The organism is Affinirhizobium capsici, assembly GCF_977018625.1.
On the sequence record NZ_CDRNXD010000004.1, the window covers coordinates 492,594 to 509,728 of the forward strand.

Sequence of the window (17,135 nt, forward strand, 5' to 3'; positions counted from 1 at the left end):
AGTGCCACTTACGAAGCCGTTTTTGATGTCCCACGTCCGCAATCTTATCTTCATCTTAGGCGATCAGCTATCGCTTGATCTTTCGAGCCTTCGCGACGCTGACCCTCAGCGCGATCACATCCTGATGTGCGAGGTGATGGCAGAGGCGACCTATGTGCGCCACCACAAGCTCAAAATCGCTTTCATCTTTTCGGCCATGCGCCATTTCGCCGATGAGCTTCGTGGCAAAGGCTTTCAAGTTCATTATCGAAAACTGGATGACGAGGGGAATAAGGGCTCGTTTCGCGAGGAATTGCGTGCTGTCGTTCAAGAGCTTTCGCCGAAGGCCATTCTGGTCACGGAACCGGGGGAATGGCGTGTTCTGGAGGATATGAAGACCTGGCAACAGCTGACGGGTATAGCGGTTGAGGTGAGACCGGACACCCGCTTTCTTTGTTCGCACAGGCAGTTCCGTGAATGGGCATCTGGGCGCAAGGAACTCACCATGGAGTTCTTTTACCGCGAAATGCGCCGCAAGACCGGATTACTGATGGAAGGCGATCATCCGGTCGGCGGAAGGTGGAATTTCGATGCAGAAAACCGGAAACCTGCCACGCCGGATCTCTTGCGCCCACAGCACCGGCGTTTCAAGCCAGATGCGATCACCAAAGAGGTCCTATCCTTGGTGGAAGCACGCTTCGGCAATCACATCGGTAGGCTTGAGAATTTCGGTTTTGCCGTAACACGAAGCCAAGCGGAGAAGGTGCAGGCGGAGTTTATTCGTGATTTTCTGCCTTCCTTCGGAGAGACACAGGATGCCATGCTGGTGTCCGACCCTTTCCTCAACCACTCCCTCCTGTCCTTTTATATAAACATCGGCTTTCTCGATCCCTATTCACTGTGCCGGGCCGCAGAAGAGGAATTTCGCGCCGGACGCGCGCCGCTCAATGCGGTGGAAGGCTTCATTCGCCAGATCATTGGCTGGCGGGAATATGTTCGTGGGGTCTACTGGCTGAAAATGCCGGGCTATACGGAGCTTAATGTTCTGGAGGCCAAACGCGATCTGCCTGCGTTCTACTGGACAGGCGAGACGGATATGCGCTGTCTCTCCACCGTGATTGGCGAGACGATTGATCACGCCTATGCGCATCATATCCAGCGGTTGATGATTACAGGCACGTTTGCGCTGCTCGCGGGTGTCGATCCATTCCAAGTGCATGAGTGGTATCTGGAGGTCTATGCCGATGCCTATGAATGGGTGGAAGCGCCAAATGTGATTGGCATGAGCCAGTTTGCCGATGGCGGATTGTTGGGCTCGAAACCCTATGCTGCAAGCGGCAACTACATTTCAAAAATGTCGGATTACTGCGAGCACTGTCGCTACGATGTGAAGAAGAAGGTGGGCGAGGGTGCCTGTCCTTTCAACGCGCTCTACTGGGATTTTCTGGATCGCAATGGCGAGAAGCTGTCCGGCAATCGGCGGCTGGCGCAACCCTATGCGACCTGGCGCCGGATGAGCGATGAGCAGCGGCAGAACTATCGCATCAGCGCCCGAGACTTCCTGAAAAAACTTGAAGCAGGCGAGGTCGTTTGAACCACGCACGGGCCACATCCGTAACAGTCACAAAGGCTAAGGAGGAGATGGTCGATGACACTTCTGACATCACTGCCGCATGGATATCGCGCAATCGTCTTGGGGGCGAGCGGCGGCATTGGTTCCGCGATTTCGGCCACCATCAAGGGCGATGGGAATTGCAGCGAATTGGTGGAGATTTCCCGCAGCAAGGACGGATTTGACGTGACCGATGAGGCGAGTGTTGCGCAATCAGCCTCACATCTGGAAGGTCCGTTTCATCTGATCTTCTGTGCCACCGGCGGCCTCACCATCGATGGCATTGGGCCAGAAAAATCCCTGCGTCAGATCACGGCTGAGGCCATGTCGCGCCAGTTTGCATTGAACGCTATCGGCACAGCGCTGGTGGTGAAGTATTTTTCTCCCCTTCTGCCAAAGAAGGAGCGAGGATTGATGGGCTTCCTGTCGGCTCGTGTGGGTTCCATAGGCGATAACCATCTGGGCGGATGGATTTCCTATCGAGCCTCGAAAGCGGCACTGAACCAGATCGTCCGTACAGCCTCTATTGAGCTTGCCCGCACGTATCCTGAAGCTGTGATGGTACCGCTGCATCCGGGCACGGTCGCAACCTCTCTCTCGGAGAAATATTCCGGTGGCCATGATCGAACCGAGCCGGTTGTGGCTGCGGAGAATCTACTAAGGGTTCTCAACGGGCTGCAACCCTCCCAATCCGGCTCTTTCTTCGCCTATGACGGTTCATCGATTGAATGGTGATTATTCGAGCGGAATGATGAGACGAAGCACATAGGCGATGATGACCAGCGCTGTAATGCGAATGCGCATGGAAAAGTACCAGCTTTCCTCACTACCTCGGTTCAAAACAAGCCTGTCAGTCCCGAGCAGGAGTGCGAAAGTAATGAGTTGCACAGTCAGTGCGGCAACGGCATTCGGCAGCAGAAGCGAGCCCCACACGACCAAGGCCGCGATGTTACTGGCTATGATGACGACGAAGGACGGGGTCACATCTCTCTGCACCATCCCCCACACGGTTCCCGCCATGAAGGAGGCAATAACGGCACCATAGGCGAGGAAGGCCTGCAGCCGAAACGCATTATCCACCCAGGCAAGGCTGGGTAGGAGCAGCAGATAGAACGGCAATGCTCCGCTAAACGTCAGGATCTGGGTGAGCTGTCTAGCGTTCACGGCGCTATCTCCAATTGGGTCAAGATGCTGGCGGCAAGCGCATCGGCACTTTGGAACGCGGCTTCAACACGGTTGCCGATGCACCAATCGCCGCAGGCTGCCAAATGCCGATCTGGGTCGAACAGGAAAGGGCGGCCAAGCGGTTTTGCAACGCTCGCGTATTTCCAGCGGTGCAGAACAGGCGGACTGGCAAACCGTGCCGAAAGGGAAGGAACCAACGCGCCAAGCGCCCGCAGCATCTGCGCTTCGACCCAATCACGCGGCGCCTCCAGATGTTCCTGCGACCAATCGTTTTGCGCATGTATAACGAGAGAGGGCGTCGGTGCTCTCTCTGGTTTTGACTGATTTGCAGCAATCCAGCTCAGCACCGTGTGTTCCACCTGTGCAGCTGCAAAGGGCAGGTGACTTTCAGGCTGAAGCGTGATCATCAGGGTGAAGCAGCCAAGCATTTTTACGCTTTGCAGAGCGGCGGCATCATCCGGATTGAAAGGCAAAAGATCAGCCGTTTGTGGGGCGGGCGCGGTGGAAATCACCCAATCGAAGGGGCCTATGTGCACGCCTTCTTGCGTTCGCAATTGCCACTCTCCAACCTCGCCTTCAATGGCTTCAATCTTGGTATTGAGTTGCGGTCGATGTTTTTCACCGAGAAATCTGACAAGCTCATTCATCCCGGGATTTGCCACGAAGCGGGGCGAATGATCTTTGCGTTGTTCCAGATGCCCGTTCTCTTTCATCAGGTGTAAAGGTGCATCCCACACCTCAACCACACCGCGTTCCATAGCGGGCTCGATGAAGTCGTGAAAGGCTGCATCGCGAATGGTGAAGTACTGCGCGCCGTGATCGAAACTCGCAGTTTCACCCCGGCGTGTGGCCATGCGCCCACCCATGCCGCGGCTTTTCTCGAAAAGCTGTATTGCGGCATGAGGCCCAAGCCGCGCTGCAAGCGTAACGCCGGCAAGACCGGCGCCGATAACGGCAATCTGAGGCCTCATGATCCGCTTCCACCCTTTGCCTGCCTGCAACGGTCGGAGCAGAATTTCACATGCTCCCAATCACGCGCCCACTTGCGCCGCCAATTGAATGGCCTGGCGCAGGTGGCGCAGATCTTGGAAGGCAGATCGCTTTTCTTCACATGTTTCGGCATGGGTGCACGCTGCTTGTCTCACACATCGGTGATTACGCCGTGACATGCCGTATAGATCAACGGGAAGCTGCGATCGGCTCCAATCCGCGCCCAGCCGCCCGGAAGCGCTTGTGGTAGGCACTGGGTGTCGTTCCATAGCAGGCCTTGATCCATCGGGTCAGATGGCTCTGATCCACAAAGCCGCAAAGGCTAGCCACCTGCACAGGTGGGCGGGTTTGCAGCAATAGCTTGGCACGTGCTGTGCGTCGCGCCTGAATATAGGCGTGAGGTGTTGCCCCCACATTATCCTTGAACAAACGAATGAAGTGGAATTTGCTGAGATCGATCATGGTCGAGAGGGTCTCGATTTCCAAGGTCTCGCTGAGATGGTCTTCGATATAATCGCGGACCTGCTTGATCCTTTGATCCTCTTGCAAAAGCGGTTGCTTGACGCGGGAGGAGAAGAGAGAGCTTGCGTGAAAGAGGATCTCGTTCAATCTCTCGTCCCAGAGTGAATGATTTCGCGTCGCATCCAGCACGATCAGCTGCTCGGTAAACCGACGCGCGATGGATGCATTGTGAAGGACAGGGGTGGGGAAGGAAAAATTGGTTGAAGCGACCTCCGCCATGGCCTCAGCTGGCACATGAAGCGCCTGATAGATGACGCCCTGTTCCTGATCCGCCTCCGTGGCATGAAGTTCATCCGGGTTTAACAGAGTAAGCGAACCGGCAGGAACTTCATAAGAAATGCCCTTGTGAATGAGCCGTTTACGCCCCTTCGTGACCACGCCCAACGCAAACCCTGCAAGTGTGCGGGGCGGAATGGGTGTGCGATGAAGTTGTACGCTAACCCGCTCAACATCCGGCCGATGGGCCACGCAGGTAAAGACAATTTTTTCTTCGATAATACTCATACAGAACGCCAATATTCTAGCATTGTTTGCTGCCCTGGAATAATGTTCCAGTTCGAAAAGCAAACCAGCGAGGGAAAGTTTCTATTGGCTCTATAACGGCAGGTGGCGATTCTATCTAGGGTTTTGTTGATAGGCGGTCAGGTTTTGGCGTGAATTATTCTGTAGCTCACCGTGAGAATTTTTGGGTTTCGCGCCTCATTTTGAGATTTTTGAACCAAATAAGAGAAATAATGACTCATTTTTTGAGAAATCGACCGATTTCCGTCTGGTCAACGCAGCTTTTGTCCAAAATCAGTCTTTGTGCTTGTAAGCCGTGACCCTGGAATTAGAGGGGTGCAAGCCGATTTTACTCTGACTTTTTATGTATTCAGGGTTGTGCTTGACGCGGGCCAGCTGGCGGTCCGGGAGCTTTGTAGAGGATCTCGAATGATTGCGGTTTCAGGCCGTTCAAATTGCGACCAGTGACAAGGCCGACGGAGTGCGGTGTCTCGCCCATGGTAGCCAAAGCGGCACCGAAGTCTTTCATCTGCATCGAGCTAACAGCTGCTATGGCGCAAGGGGCGCCATGCAACGCTTTTGCCCCCTCTGCGGCGTCTAACCGCTGCATGTTTGTGCCCAGGCGAAACACGATGCTGGGTTCTGAATACCCGACGGTGATCTTAACTGGATTGCCGCAACCCGTTTGGCGGGCAAATGCCTCGGCAATGCGGTCGGATAGCCAGATGTTGCGTGTCTCCGGCAGAATGAGGCCGTAACCAAGCGCATAGAGCATGGCTACAGCCAAAGCCAGTGCTGCAAAGCCGTCACGCAACCGGTTCTGCATCAACCAAAGGCTTGCGAGGATGCTCAAGCCTGCGGCAACAGGACCGAGACTCGATCCAACCCAGGAAATGCGACCTTCCATTTGGTAGGCGAGAACGACGAGTGCCAGAGGAATGCCGATGCCCCCCGCCGCCATGCCGATATAGGTGAGCCGGAACCAGCGATTGGTGGTCCGCAAACCGATATCGTTCAAAGCCAAGCCAGCCAGTATCGCCAGTGCTGGCATCATGGGCAAAATGTAATTGGGAAGCTTTGTGGCGATGAGTTCGAACACCAGCCATGCAGGCACGACCCAAAAAAACACGAGCGCCATTTCCGGTTTTTTCCGGTTTTTCCAACCCCACCAAATGGCGAGAGAAAAGAAGATCGACAGCGGCCAAAAGGTGCCAAGCGAGGTGAGAAGATAGGTGCCGGGTGGCGCGCCGTGGCTTTCCTGTGCCGTTGCGATCTTGCCCAGCATGTCTTGGCCAATGGACTGTTGGAAGAAGGCTCCGCGCGAGATCCAGCCAATAGCGAGCAGCCATGGCAGAACCACAGTTATGTAGACGAGGAAGCCTTTGAGTGGCGACAGACACCGTACGAGTGATAGGTTTCTTTCTTTCGCCACAAGGCCCAAGAGAGTGAAGCCGACAACCATGGGGGCCACTGGCCCTTTGATGAGTGTTCCAAGGCCGAGTGCCAGCCAGAAGAGCGCATTGCGCCAGAGCACACTTCGCCGCTCCTCATCCAGGTAGGCCAGTAGCAAAGCGAACTGTGCCGCGACAATCGTCGCGCAGAGCACAGCATCGGTTTTGCCGATCCGTGCCTCAAATCCGAGTTCCACCGTCATCGCTGCCAGGAGGCCTGCCAGCAGGCCTGCGCGGCTACCTCCCAGGCGGGCAGCACATGCGTAGGTGAAGAGTACTGTCAGAACTGCGCCAATGAGGGAAGGAAGCCGAAAAACCCAGAGCGGACTATCCGCACCCGTGCCGATTATTTTCGCCGTCAGACCTTGCAGCCAATAGATCCCGACCGGCTTCTTGTAGCGAGGTTCTGCCTGAAAGCGGATATCCACCCAGTCGCCGCTTTCCAGCATCTGGCGGCTCGCCTGTACATAAAGGGCTTCATCCCTATCGGTCAGCGGCAGACTGCTGATGCCAGGCAACAGGGTTGCCAAAGCCACAAGGAGAACCAGCACAAGGGGCAGAATGTGGTCTGGCCATCGAAAGGAGTATGCGTTGACTGGACGAGGTTTTTCCGTTTGCGCAAAGGTCAAGGGTGCGGCGCTCGCATCGCCAGCGTCGCCACCAATTTCTACTGTTCCTGCCGTCACCGTCATGACCCATTCGCCTTAGGCTTTTCAGGATCGATGACACTGCTTTGTGTCAGATAGATTGCGGCTTTTAGCTCAGTGGAAATTATTCCGCCGCGACGATATGAAAGCTTTGCGGCTCCTCCATCGCCTGACGGCCTGACATCAGGTAAATCAGGCAGCTTGTGCGTAAAAGCGATGAGAAGTTGGGAATATCGCCATTACGCTCCAGCGCCTCATCGTAGAGCGTTGATAAGAAGCGGGCGGTGGATAAGCCTTGCCGTTCGGCGATTTCATCGATCAGCGTCCAGAAGGCGGATTCCAGCTGAATACTGGTCGAGTGCCCCCCGATCCGCACCGACCTGTTGACCGGACGATAACGCTGCGGATCCTGGCCTGCATAAATCTCACACATGGTCTGCTCCTCCTTCTTTTTATCTTTGGAATATGCGCTTGGCGGGAGAATTCGTCAAAGGTGTTCGTTGCCAAGCGCGGCCTTTCCCTTTCGTCTTTGATCTTGAGGTTCCAGAAAACAATGTGCGGTAGCGGGCTGCTACCCGTCTTGCCGAAGACTGTGCCAATCTCTCAGCATTGGAGAGGGAGGCAGCATTTGGCCAAGGCAATTCATTCGATGATCCGCGTTCTGGAAGAGGCGCGTTCCGTTGATTTCTACAAGCGTGCATTCAAGCTCGATATTGCTGATCGGCTCGATTTCGACAGCTTTACGCTGGTTTATTTGAGCAATGCGGAGTCCGGCTTTGAGCTGGAACTGACAATCAACAAGGGGCGTGAGCAGCCCTACGATTTAGGCAATGGCTATGGCCATTTTGCCGTTTCGGTGGATGATCTGGATGCCGAGCACCAGCGCTTTGAAGCAGAGGGTTTGAGCCCTGGCAAAATCGTAGAATTCGAACGCGACGGCGTGTTCATCGCCCGCTTTTTCTTCGTGACAGATCCCGATGGTTACAAGACCGAGGTTCTGAGCCGGAAGGGACGGTTTCAATAGCAGTTGAGAATGGAGGAGGGACGGCAAGCGACGCCATACGCTTTCCGCCGTCTGGATGGAGGAGAACATGGCAACCATTGTGGATAATACCAAGCGTGCCGGTCTTTCCCGGCGCGATCTTCTGAAGCGCGGCACCATTGGTGCGGCACTGGTCATTTCGGGACCGGCAGTGCTCTGTCCCACCAATGGCTGGGCGGTGGAAGCAACCACGCTGAAGCCCGATGCGATGGCAACCCTGATCGTGCTGGCGCGTGACATTTACCCGCACGACAAGCTGGCCGACAAATACTACGCCATCGCCATCAAAGGGCAGGATGCCTTGGCTGCCAAGGATGCCAAGCACAAGGACCTCATCGAAAAAGGAATTGCCGATCTCGACAAGCGGGCAGGCGGCACCGGCTATCGCGGCATCGGCTGGGAGAAGGACCGGCTGAAACTGCTGTACGAGATTGAAAGCACACCCTTTTTCCAGGCAATCCGCGGAGACCTGGTGGTGAGCCTCTATAACCAGAAGGAGATCTGGCCGCTCTTTGGTTACGAGGGCGAATCCTACTCCAAGGGCGGCTACATCAATCGCGGTTTCAACGATCTGGAATGGCTTTGAGCAGACCTGCGCGGCGCACTTGAGGAGGTGCGCTTTCAGCGAACAGAGGCTTGCATCGGGAGGATATCATGGCAGCCCCTTATGATCTCAAGGACGACCACGTTGTCGTCATTATCGGCTCTGGCGCGGGCGGCGGCACGCTTGGCAATGAGCTGGCGCAAAAAGGCGTCGATGTCGTCATTCTCGAATCGGGAAACCGCATCGAGCACGAAGACTTCATCAATGATGAATGGGACAGTTTCAAGCAATTGGCCTGGCTGGACCACCGCACCACGCATGGCGGCTGGCGCGTGGCAAAGGACTTCCCAAACCTTCCGGCCTGGATTGTGAAAGCGGTGGGCGGCACCACCACGCACTGGGCGGGCGCATCGCTTCGCTTTCAGGAGCATGAGTTCAAGACTAAGACCCATTATGGCGAGGTGAAGGGTGCCAACCTTCTGGATTGGCCAATCACGCTGGCGGATCTGGAGCCGTATTACGCCAAGGCTGAAGACAAGATGGGTGTGACCCGAACCAATGGGATTGAAGGCCTGCCGGGCAATAACAATTTCAAGGTTCTGAAAGCCGGTGCGGATAAGCTCGGCTACAAGGAATGTCACACCGGCCGAATGGCCATCAACTCCGCCGACCGTGACGACCGCATGGGCTGTCAGCAGACGGGCTTCTGCTTCCAGGGATGCAAATGGGGAGCAAAATGGTCCACGCTCTACACGGAAATTCCGAAAGGTGAGGCGACCGGCAAGCTGGAAGTGCGGCCCAATTCCCATGTCGTGAAAATCGAGCACGACAAGAGCGGAAAGGTGACGGGCGTTGTCTACGCCGACAAGGATGGCAAGCTGCAAACCCAGAAGGCGCGCATCGTGGCCGTGGCGGGCAATTCCATCGAAAGCCCACGTCTGCTCTTGAACTCGCATTCCTCCATGTTCCCGGATGGCTTGGCGAATTCATCCGGCCAGGTGGGCAAAAATTACATGCGCCACACCACTGGCTCCGTCTATGGCGTCTTTGAAAAGCCTGTTCACATGTATCGCGGCACGACCATGGCAGGCATCATTCGTGATGAAGCCATTCACGACCCCAAGCGCGGTTTCGTTGGCGGCTATGAAATGGAAACGCTGTCACTTGGGCTTCCCTTCATGGCAGCTTTTCTCGATCCGGGTGGCTGGGGCCGCAGCTTCACCTCCGCGCTGGATAACTACTCCAACATGGCGGGTCTCTGGATCGTGGGCGAAGATATGCCGCAGGAGCAGAACGGCGTGAAGCTGCACAAGGAGTTGAAGGATCAGTATGGCATGCCCATTCCTGACGTTGGCTTCACCGACCACGCGAACGATATCGCCATGCGAAATCACGCTTACAAACAGGGTCAGGCGATCTATGAGGCGGTCGGCGCGGTTCGAACCTTCCCCACGCCGCCTTACCCTTCAACGCACAATCTCGGCACCAACCGCATGAGCGAAAAAGCGCGTGATGGTGTTGTGAACAGCCACGGCCAAACCCACGACATCAAGAACCTTTTCGTCTCCGATGGCAGCCAGTTTACCACCGGCGGCGCCGAAAACCCGACTCTGACCATTGTGGCGCTGGCAATCCGGCAGGCGGATTATATCGCAAACCAGATGTCTACCGGGGTTATCTGATGTTTGAGCGAATCCGGCTGGCGAACCACCCGCAAAGTGGCCCCAACGGGGCGCGCCGGCCGAGACCGTTCCACCTCCCGCGCGGTCTCCAACACATGGGGGACCGCGCCAACTGTGACCGGTGGTTTGCCGGTCACTCTTTTTTTAGAAGGGATACAATGTCTCGTTCTCTATGGATGCTCAGCCTGGGTTTGGCCTCTCTTCTGGTTCCTTCCTTGGCTCTCGCGACTGGTGATGCCATCAAGGGTGCCGAAGTATTCAAGAAATGTTCTGCCTGTCACGCGCTGGAGCCCGTCAATAAGATCGGGCCAAGCCTTGGCGGCGTGATTGGACGGCCAGCAGCCCATGTGGAAGGCTACAAATATTCCGATGCAATGCTGAAGGCAGGACAAGGAGGTCTGGTCTGGAGCGAGGATAATCTCACCCAATATCTGGCAGCGCCCAAAGCCTTCATTGCCGGCAATAAGATGACGTTCACCGGGTTGAAGAACCCGCAGGATATTGCGGATCTTCTGGAATATCTCAAATCGAAATAGCGGGGTGACAGGCTGCGGTTTCGCTCTACATTGCCCGTAGAGCGAAAGGCAAGCAACCATGCAGATCACCAGAAACGGAACGACGCCCTCTGGCAGAGGCCCATCCGACTATTTCACCGGCAATGTGCGGATCGATCCGCTCTTTTCTCCCAATGATGCGCGCCGTGCAGCGGCGGCTACCGTGACTTTCGAGCCGGGCGCACGTACCGCCTGGCACACGCATCCGCTCGGTCAAACTCTGATTGTCACGTCAGGCATTGGTCTTGCTCAGCGTGAAGGCGGACCGATTGAGGAAATTCGCCCCGGTGACGTGGTTTGGTTCGAGCCGGGTGAGAAGCACTGGCACGGTGCATCTACCGCCAATGCTATGACGCATATCGCTATCCAGGAAAGCCAGGATGGCAAGGTGGTGGAGTGGCTGGAACACGTGACGGATGAGGATTATACGGGAACCAACGCAGAGCGCACGGTTCAGGATGAAGTCTGGCCCTGACTGCGTCTGTTTCGGCTGCTCAGAATTTGTGCCAGATTGACGGGTCGGAGCGCTTGCGCATCCACGCCCACATCGAATTGGCGCAGAACAGGCTTCAACTTGCCATGCGAGTGGCCGTGAAGGTTGATGGACTGCTTGCCGATCTTGTTCCAGGTGCGGAAAGGGTAGTGGCACAGGATCAGTAGATGTCCGTCTATTACCAGTTCTTTGTAGTGCTGAACGCTTTCCCACTGCTTGGCGGTGATGACATTATCAGGGTCATTATTGCCGATGATCAAGTGTTTGCGCCCGTTTAGACGATCCAGCAAAGGACTACACTCGCCAGCGCGAGCGGACATGAAATCCCCCAGGTGCCAAATCTCGTCCTCCTCCCGCACGATCTCGTTCCATAGCTCGATCAGTGCAACATCATGGGCAGTGAGGTCAGGAAAGGGGCGGCGATCCAGACGCAAGACCCGTGGATCGCCAAAATGGGTGTCGCTGGTAAAGTAGATCAAACCTGATCCTTTGGCGGCTCGCCTGTCGCATCGCGCATGCCTTTTTCAGCCTGCTCTTTCAGCTTCTCACGATCTTTATCAGCAGTTTTCGGGTCGCTGCGCGCTGCATCGCTTTCCGGGTTCGGCTTGGTCATGCTCGCTCCTATGGCTGGTTATTAGGTAACCGGCGGGAGAGGTGATGGTTCCTGAAGGACGTTTGCCTCGTAAGGGAGCCATGGCTGACGGTCGATCCTCATCAAAACAAGGGGAATTGATTTCTGATTTATATCCATTATTCTGGATATATGGAAAATAAGACCGCGATAGCAGCTTTGTCTGCGCTTGCTCAAAACACAAGGCTTGAAACCTTCCGCCTGCTTGTTCGGCATGAGCCGGATGGGATTTCGGCTGGTGAGCTTGCCCGGCTTCTTGATGTGCCTCAGAACACCATGTCTGCTCACCTTGCCACGCTTTTGCGTGCGGGACTGGTGAGAAGCGATCGGCAGAGCCGATCGATAATCTACCGAAGTGATCTTGATAGTCTTCGCAGCCTTATGCTGTTCCTGCTTAAGGATTGCTGCGGTGGCGCAACAGAACTTTGCGCGCCACTGATTGCGGAGCTCACATCCTGCTGCGCTCCAGAAGTTTCAGGTTGCGGGTCCAACAAAAAGATTTCTGTCTGATGTCAAGCTTTGAACGTTATCTCACCCTTTGGGTCTTCCTGTGTATTGCCGTAGGGGTGGCGCTTGGTCATGCGATACCGGGCCTATTCCACGCCATCGGAGAGGCGGAATTTGCCAAGGTCAACATTCCCGTTGCGATCCTGATCTGGTTGATGATCATTCCGATGCTTTTGAAGATCGACTTCCGGTCTCTGAGGCAGGTCGGTTCCTACTGGCGTGGGATTGGGGTCACCCTGATCATCAACTGGGCCATCAAGCCGTTCTCCATGGCGCTTCTGGGATGGCTGTTCGTTGGCTGGCTTTTTCGGCCCTATCTGCCTGCTGATCAGATCGATTCCTATATCGCAGGTCTTATCATCCTCGCTGCGGCTCCCTGCACAGCCATGGTTTTTGTCTGGAGCAACCTGACCCGTGGCGAACCTCTGTTCACGCTGTCGCAGGTGGCGCTGAACGACGCGATCATGGTCGTTGCTTTTGCGCCGATTGTGGGGCTGCTGTTAGGGCTTTCGGCGATCGCCGTTCCGTGGGCAACGCTTGTGCTTTCGGTAGTTCTCTACATCGTCGTGCCTGTTGTCATTGCGCAGATTCTGCGCAGCCGCCTCATGCTTGACGGAACCACCACAGCGCTTGATGCCCTGCTTGCGAAGCTTCAGCCGGTCTCACTCGTTGCCCTTCTGGCAACGCTCGTACTTCTCTTTGCGTTTCAGGGCGAACAGATCATCGCACAACCGGGTATCATCGCGCTTCTGGCGGTTCCAATCCTCATCCAGGTCTATCTGAATTCCGGTCTGGCCTATGTTCTTAACCGCATGTCAGGTGAGCGGCATTGCGTGGCTGGACCCTCTGCCCTGATTGGTGCCAGCAATTTCTTCGAACTGGCGGTTGCCGCAGCCATCAGCCTCTTCGGCTTCCAGTCAGGTGCTGCGCTTGCCACCGTGGTCGGTGTGCTCATCGAGGTGCCTGTAATGCTCTCCGTTGTCTGGATCGTGAACCGTTCCAAGACTTGGTACGAGGCCTCGCCCGCCGTTTCCCGGACAACCGCTTCCGAAAGGTCCTGAACATGGATGTCACCATCTATCATAACCCTGCCTGCGGAACCTCCCGCAACACCTTGGCGCTGATCCGTGCCGCCGGGATCGAACCAACCGTCGTCGAATATCTCCAAAACCCTCCGGCACGCGATCACCTTGCGAAGATGATCAGCGATTCCGGCCTGTCTGTTCGCGAAGCAATCCGACAGAAGGGCACACCCTTCGCCGAGCTTGGCCTCGACAATCCCGATCTGACCGATGAACAACTGCTTGACGCCATGATTGCGACACCGATCCTGATCAATCGTCCACTTGTAGTGACACCGCTTGGCACCCGTCTTGCCCGCCCTTCGGAACTTGTGCTCGACATTCTGCCGTCCGATGCATTCAAGGGGCCGTTCACGAAAGAAGATGGCGAACAGGTGCTGGATACGGAGGGCAGGCGCCTTGGCTGATACTTTCCCCGCACTTGACGAGCAGCATCTTCACCCCATCGATCCTGAAGCCTTGCGGCCTGCATTCTCCACCCATAAGCCTCGGATTCTCGTTCTGTACGGGTCGCTTCGGGAAGTGTCGTATAGTCGGTTGCTTTCCTTCGAGGTCCGCCGGCTGCTTGAGCGGTTGGGATGTGAGGTCCAAATTTTTAATCCGGCGGGCCTGCCACTGCCGGATGAAGCGCCTGTCAGCCATCCCAAGGTTCAGGAATTGAGGGCGCTTTCCCAATGGTCCGAAGGGCAGGTGTGGGTGAGCCCTGAACGCCACGGGGCCATGACCGGTATCATGAAGTCGCAGATCGATTGGATCCCCCTTTCGGTCGGTTCCGTGCGTCCCACACAGGGTAAGACGCTCGCGGTGATGGAGGTTTCCGGCGGAAGCCAGTCTTTCAATGCCGTCAATCAGATGCGCATTCTTGGCCGCTGGATGCGGATGATCACCATTCCCAACCAATCATCCGTCGCCAAGGCGTTTCAGGAATTTGATGCCGATGGCCGGATGAAACCATCATCCTATTACGACCGCGTTGTTGATGTCTGCGAGGAACTGGTAAAGTTCACCATCCTGACCCGCGATACTTCCGCCTATCTGACCGACCGCTATAGCGAGCGGAAAGAAGCGGCAGCCGAGCTTGAAAAGCGTGTCTCGCTAAAATCCATCTGAATGGCTGGGTGCTTAAGCGTCCGGTTATGCTGCGGATGAGTGTGGAATAATGTAAAATGGCGCACCCGACAGGATTCGAACCTGTGACCTTTGGAATCGGAATCCAACACTCTATCCAGCTGAGCTACGGGTGCGTTTCAGGTTTGAAGCATGGTGCTTCGCCTCTGCCGATAGAGGGTTCATAACAAAGGTCAGGGGCGGCATCAATCGCTTATGCGGGAAAAAGTGCGGGAGAGAAAAATTGTTGTCTCAGCGTGGCGTTTGACGGGCGATTGCGCGGTCGATCAGCATGTTGGCAATGGTCATGCGGGTTGTCGCTTCTGAACGGAAATCGGGGTGGATGCGATCGGGGTGATTGAGCTTGGCAAAGGCACGGCGCTTTTCCTGAAGCTTTTCCGGCATATCGTTGGGTGAGAGGCCCAAGTCATCGGCAATGTCCGCTTCCGTCAATCTTGCCAAATGGGGAGGCATGACGGGTGGTTCCGGCTCCGGTGGAGGGGGCTCTGGTTCGGGGTTTAGGGTTTCCAAGAAATCCAGATAGGCGAGATCAGCCTGCAGCGGCTGCGAGACGGTTTCAACGGTCTCGGCCACAAATCCGCTGGTCAGGCCGGACACGCGATAGCTTTGCGGTGTGGCAGGTTCTGCCTCCTCTTCCTCGCTATCCAGTCGTGTCAGAATAGATTGAAACACAGATCGCCCGAAAAGCATGGCTGCTCCCTTCGGGCTCTCTTTTAAAGCCGCCGAATAGCGCGAGGCTTGCGTGTAATCTTCAGGATTGTGACTGGCTCTGACCGTTCTGCACCTGTGTTTGGCCTTCTGCCTCCATCTTCAAGGATACGTGGAGGTTCTCGCCGGCCTGACCAACGCGCATGCCGGATACGGGAGCGGCATCTCGGTAGCAGAGGCCTGTGGCGATCCGCACATAGCGATCATCCGGGCAGATCTTGTTGGCGGCATCGAAGCCCACCCAGCCCAAGCCCGGAACATGCGCTTCCGCCCAGGCATGGGTAGCCACCTGTTCGGTTTGGCCTTCCATCAACAGATAGCCGGAAACATAGCGGGCAGGCAGACGCAGTTCGCGTGCCGCCGCAATGAAGATATGCGCATGATCCTGGCAGACACCTTGGTGAGCTTCCAGCGCCTCTTCCGCCGTGGTCTCTGCCGTTGTGGTGCCGGGCTTATAGGCGACGGTGCCGTGGATGGCTTCCATCAGCGAATGCATTTGCGCTAGCTCGCTATCGCCATGGGTACTGCGGGCCAGTTCCTTCACCAGCTTGCCGGGCTTGGTGCGCGGCGTTTCGCGTAAGTAAAGCCAGAGCGGTACGAAGCCTTGGTGCATGCCTAGAACGCCCGCCCGATCAATGGTGCGGACCTCGCCGGATGCGGTGATGCGGATTGTGTGCTCGCCACCTTCAATGGAGACGAGATCGGTGGGATTGCCGAATTGATCCGCATAGCCCGCCTCCACCTTGGCACCTTCGACAGAAAGCGACCAGTTGAGGACCGTTTGCATGGGATTGGTAACGGGGTGAAGCCGCAGCCGTTGCAGCGCATAGGCCACGGGCTCATCGTAGACATATTCCGTTGTATGCGAGATCTTCAAATGCATCCGGCCAATCCGTCCTAAAAAACCGCCCCTCAACCTGCTTCGGCCGCTTAATGATAGAAGCGGTAGCCCTCTGAGATTTCGGCCCCCAGCTTGTTGTTGCGGCTGATGAAATCTTCAAGGAACTCGTGCAGGCCTTGGTCCATGATGTCGCCAATCGAGCCGCGCTTCAGCATGGTCTGGATGCTATCTGCCGTTTCATGCGCTTGATGCCGCTGGCCGTAATCTTCCGCCAGATATTTCAGGTTGCTCACGATCTTCTCATAGCAATAGGCGAGAGAGCGCGGCATCCGTGCATTCAGGATGAGAAAATCAGCAATGTTGGAAGGGCGGTATTCCGCATCATAGACCCAGCCATAGGAGCGGTGGGCAGAGACGGAACGCAGGATCGATTCCCACTGGAAATTATCCAGCGATGAGCCAACCTGGCTGACGGCTGGCAACAGCACGTAGTATTTCACATCCAGAATTCGGCTGGTATTGTCCGCCCGCTCAATGAAGGTGCCGATGCGCGAGAAATTATAGAGATCGTTGCGCAGCATCGAGCCATGAAAGGCGCCGCGTATGAGCCCGGCGCGCCGCTTCACGGTATCGATCACACCCGGCAGGTCTGCAGCCTTCACCCTGCGCTGAAGCAGTTGCTTAAGCTCAATCCAGCATTCGTTGGTGGCTTCCCAGGTTTCGCGCGTCAGTGCCGTTCGTACCATGCGGGCATTGTTTCGGCCCGCCTCAATGCAGGACATGACGCTGGAAGGGTTGCTGACTTCCCGCAACAGATAATCGATTGCATTGGCTGCTGTTACCGTGCCGTGCAGTTCTACATAGGCATCGCGCACGCCAGCGCTTTGCAGCACGCCATCCCAATCCTCATCGGTTGAGCCTGTGCGAGTGAGCGAAACGCGCAGGCCCGCATCCACGAGACGGGCAATGTTTTCGGCGCGTTCAATATAACGGAACATCCAATAGAGGCCGTTTGCAGTTCTTCCCAGCATGTCGC

General features: G+C 56.0%; 22 protein-coding genes and 1 tRNA gene. 11 read left to right on the forward strand and 12 right to left on the reverse strand.

Annotated elements, in window-relative coordinates:
• Positions 1-25: 25 nt before the first annotated feature.
• Together AC0JZ1_RS05740 and AC0JZ1_RS05745 are read left to right on the forward strand one after the other, a co-directional pair.
• On the forward strand, positions 26-1,573 hold the full coding sequence (locus AC0JZ1_RS05740) for a cryptochrome/photolyase family protein (protein ID WP_471881457.1): 1,548 nt from the start codon (positions 26-28) through the stop codon (positions 1,571-1,573).
• A 54-nt stretch (positions 1,574-1,627) separates the two neighbouring features.
• Positions 1,628-2,326: an SDR family NAD(P)-dependent oxidoreductase gene (locus AC0JZ1_RS05745; RefSeq protein WP_471881458.1), complete on the forward strand. Its 699-nt coding sequence runs from the start codon at positions 1,628-1,630 to the stop codon at positions 2,324-2,326.
• Here the strand turns inward: AC0JZ1_RS05745 and AC0JZ1_RS05750 are convergent, their stop codons facing one another.
• From AC0JZ1_RS05750 to AC0JZ1_RS05775, 6 genes are all read right to left on the reverse strand, one after another.
• Positions 2,327-2,755 carry a DUF3429 domain-containing protein gene (locus tag AC0JZ1_RS05750; RefSeq protein ID WP_471881459.1) on the reverse strand — a complete coding sequence of 143 codons (429 nt, stop codon included), beginning with the start codon at positions 2,753-2,755 and terminating at the stop codon, positions 2,327-2,329.
• Positions 2,752-3,747: an NAD(P)/FAD-dependent oxidoreductase gene (locus tag AC0JZ1_RS05755; protein ID WP_471881460.1), complete on the reverse strand. Its 996-nt coding sequence runs from the start codon at positions 3,745-3,747 to the stop codon at positions 2,752-2,754. The genes AC0JZ1_RS05750 and AC0JZ1_RS05755 overlap by 4 nt, the downstream gene beginning before the upstream one ends.
• Positions 3,744-3,899 carry a DUF2256 domain-containing protein gene (locus AC0JZ1_RS05760; protein WP_471881461.1) on the reverse strand — a complete coding sequence of 52 codons (156 nt, stop codon included), beginning with the start codon at positions 3,897-3,899 and terminating at the stop codon, positions 3,744-3,746. Before AC0JZ1_RS05760 ends, AC0JZ1_RS05755 begins: the two co-directional genes overlap by 4 nt.
• A 56-nt stretch (positions 3,900-3,955) precedes the next feature.
• Entirely contained in the window at positions 3,956-4,792 is an 837-nt protein-coding gene (locus AC0JZ1_RS05765) for an AraC family transcriptional regulator (protein ID WP_471881462.1), read from the reverse strand.
• 367 nt (positions 4,793-5,159) lie between these two features.
• The gene (locus AC0JZ1_RS05770) at positions 5,160-6,932 is read right to left on the reverse strand and encodes an ArnT family glycosyltransferase (protein WP_471881463.1); all 1,773 of its coding nucleotides are present in this window, start codon (positions 6,930-6,932) and stop codon (positions 5,160-5,162) included.
• A 79-nt stretch (positions 6,933-7,011) separates the two neighbouring features.
• Positions 7,012-7,320, reverse strand: coding sequence for a ribbon-helix-helix domain-containing protein (locus AC0JZ1_RS05775; RefSeq protein WP_471881464.1), 309 nt, complete (start codon positions 7,318-7,320; stop codon positions 7,012-7,014).
• Positions 7,321-7,515: 195 nt separating this feature from the next.
• Between AC0JZ1_RS05775 and AC0JZ1_RS05780 the strand changes: the two genes are divergently transcribed.
• The 5 genes from AC0JZ1_RS05780 (at position 7,516) to AC0JZ1_RS05800 (ending at position 11,184) form a co-directional block, all read left to right on the forward strand.
• Entirely contained in the window at positions 7,516-7,911 is a 396-nt protein-coding gene (locus AC0JZ1_RS05780; RefSeq protein ID WP_471881465.1) for a VOC family protein, read from the forward strand.
• Positions 7,912-7,978: 67 nt separating this feature from the next.
• Complete coding sequence (locus tag AC0JZ1_RS05785) at positions 7,979-8,515, forward strand: gluconate 2-dehydrogenase subunit 3 family protein (RefSeq protein WP_471881466.1); 537 nt, start codon at positions 7,979-7,981, stop codon at positions 8,513-8,515.
• 68 nt (positions 8,516-8,583) lie between these two features.
• Complete coding sequence (locus AC0JZ1_RS05790; RefSeq protein ID WP_471881467.1) at positions 8,584-10,155, forward strand: GMC family oxidoreductase; 1,572 nt, start codon at positions 8,584-8,586, stop codon at positions 10,153-10,155.
• A gap of 158 nt (positions 10,156-10,313) precedes the next feature.
• Positions 10,314-10,691, forward strand: a complete 378-nt coding sequence (locus AC0JZ1_RS05795) for a c-type cytochrome (RefSeq protein ID WP_471881468.1) — start codon at positions 10,314-10,316, stop codon at positions 10,689-10,691.
• A gap of 58 nt (positions 10,692-10,749) precedes the next feature.
• A complete protein-coding gene (locus AC0JZ1_RS05800) occupies positions 10,750-11,184 on the forward strand; it encodes a (R)-mandelonitrile lyase (RefSeq protein ID WP_471881469.1) in 435 nt (144 codons plus the stop codon).
• Here AC0JZ1_RS05800 and AC0JZ1_RS05805 read toward each other — a convergent pair.
• Complete coding sequence (locus tag AC0JZ1_RS05805) at positions 11,163-11,681, reverse strand: metallophosphoesterase family protein (RefSeq protein WP_471881470.1); 519 nt, start codon at positions 11,679-11,681, stop codon at positions 11,163-11,165. The two genes, AC0JZ1_RS05800 and AC0JZ1_RS05805, sit on opposite strands and share 22 nt — an antisense overlap.
• Positions 11,678-11,815 carry a hypothetical protein gene (locus AC0JZ1_RS05810; protein WP_471881471.1) on the reverse strand — a complete coding sequence of 46 codons (138 nt, stop codon included), beginning with the start codon at positions 11,813-11,815 and terminating at the stop codon, positions 11,678-11,680. The genes AC0JZ1_RS05805 and AC0JZ1_RS05810 overlap by 4 nt, the downstream gene beginning before the upstream one ends.
• 150 nt (positions 11,816-11,965) lie before the next feature.
• On the opposite strand from AC0JZ1_RS05810, the gene AC0JZ1_RS05815 reads away from it, so the two are divergent.
• The 4 genes from AC0JZ1_RS05815 to arsH are packed head-to-tail and all read left to right on the forward strand — an operon-like array spanning position 11,966 to position 14,532.
• Positions 11,966-12,343 carry an ArsR/SmtB family transcription factor gene (locus AC0JZ1_RS05815; protein WP_471881472.1) on the forward strand — a complete coding sequence of 126 codons (378 nt, stop codon included), beginning with the start codon at positions 11,966-11,968 and terminating at the stop codon, positions 12,341-12,343.
• On the forward strand, positions 12,343-13,401 hold the full coding sequence (arsB, locus tag AC0JZ1_RS05820; protein ID WP_471881473.1) for an ACR3 family arsenite efflux transporter: 1,059 nt from the start codon (positions 12,343-12,345) through the stop codon (positions 13,399-13,401). Before AC0JZ1_RS05815 ends, arsB begins: the two co-directional genes overlap by 1 nt.
• A gap of 2 nt (positions 13,402-13,403) precedes the next feature.
• Positions 13,404-13,829: an arsenate reductase (glutaredoxin) gene (gene arsC / locus AC0JZ1_RS05825; RefSeq protein ID WP_471881474.1), complete on the forward strand. Its 426-nt coding sequence runs from the start codon at positions 13,404-13,406 to the stop codon at positions 13,827-13,829.
• Positions 13,804-14,532, forward strand: coding sequence for an arsenical resistance protein ArsH (gene arsH, locus AC0JZ1_RS05830; protein ID WP_471883369.1), 729 nt, complete (start codon positions 13,804-13,806; stop codon positions 14,530-14,532). The genes arsC and arsH overlap by 26 nt, the downstream gene beginning before the upstream one ends.
• 57 nt (positions 14,533-14,589) lie before the next feature.
• Here arsH and AC0JZ1_RS05835 read toward each other — a convergent pair.
• The 4 genes from AC0JZ1_RS05835 to AC0JZ1_RS05850 all read right to left on the reverse strand — a co-directional run bounded on the left by AC0JZ1_RS05835 (position 14,590) and on the right by AC0JZ1_RS05850 (position 17,130).
• Positions 14,590-14,666: transfer RNA gene (locus AC0JZ1_RS05835), tRNA-Arg, on the reverse strand.
• Between the two features lie 115 nt (positions 14,667-14,781).
• A complete protein-coding gene (locus AC0JZ1_RS05840) occupies positions 14,782-15,240 on the reverse strand; it encodes a hypothetical protein (RefSeq protein WP_471881475.1) in 459 nt (152 codons plus the stop codon).
• 61 nt (positions 15,241-15,301) lie between these two features.
• Complete coding sequence (locus AC0JZ1_RS05845) at positions 15,302-16,141, reverse strand: transglutaminase family protein (protein ID WP_471881476.1); 840 nt, start codon at positions 16,139-16,141, stop codon at positions 15,302-15,304.
• A gap of 47 nt (positions 16,142-16,188) precedes the next feature.
• Positions 16,189-17,130, reverse strand: coding sequence for an alpha-E domain-containing protein (locus tag AC0JZ1_RS05850; RefSeq protein WP_471881477.1), 942 nt, complete (start codon positions 17,128-17,130; stop codon positions 16,189-16,191).
• Between the last annotated feature and the right edge of the window lie 5 nt (positions 17,131-17,135).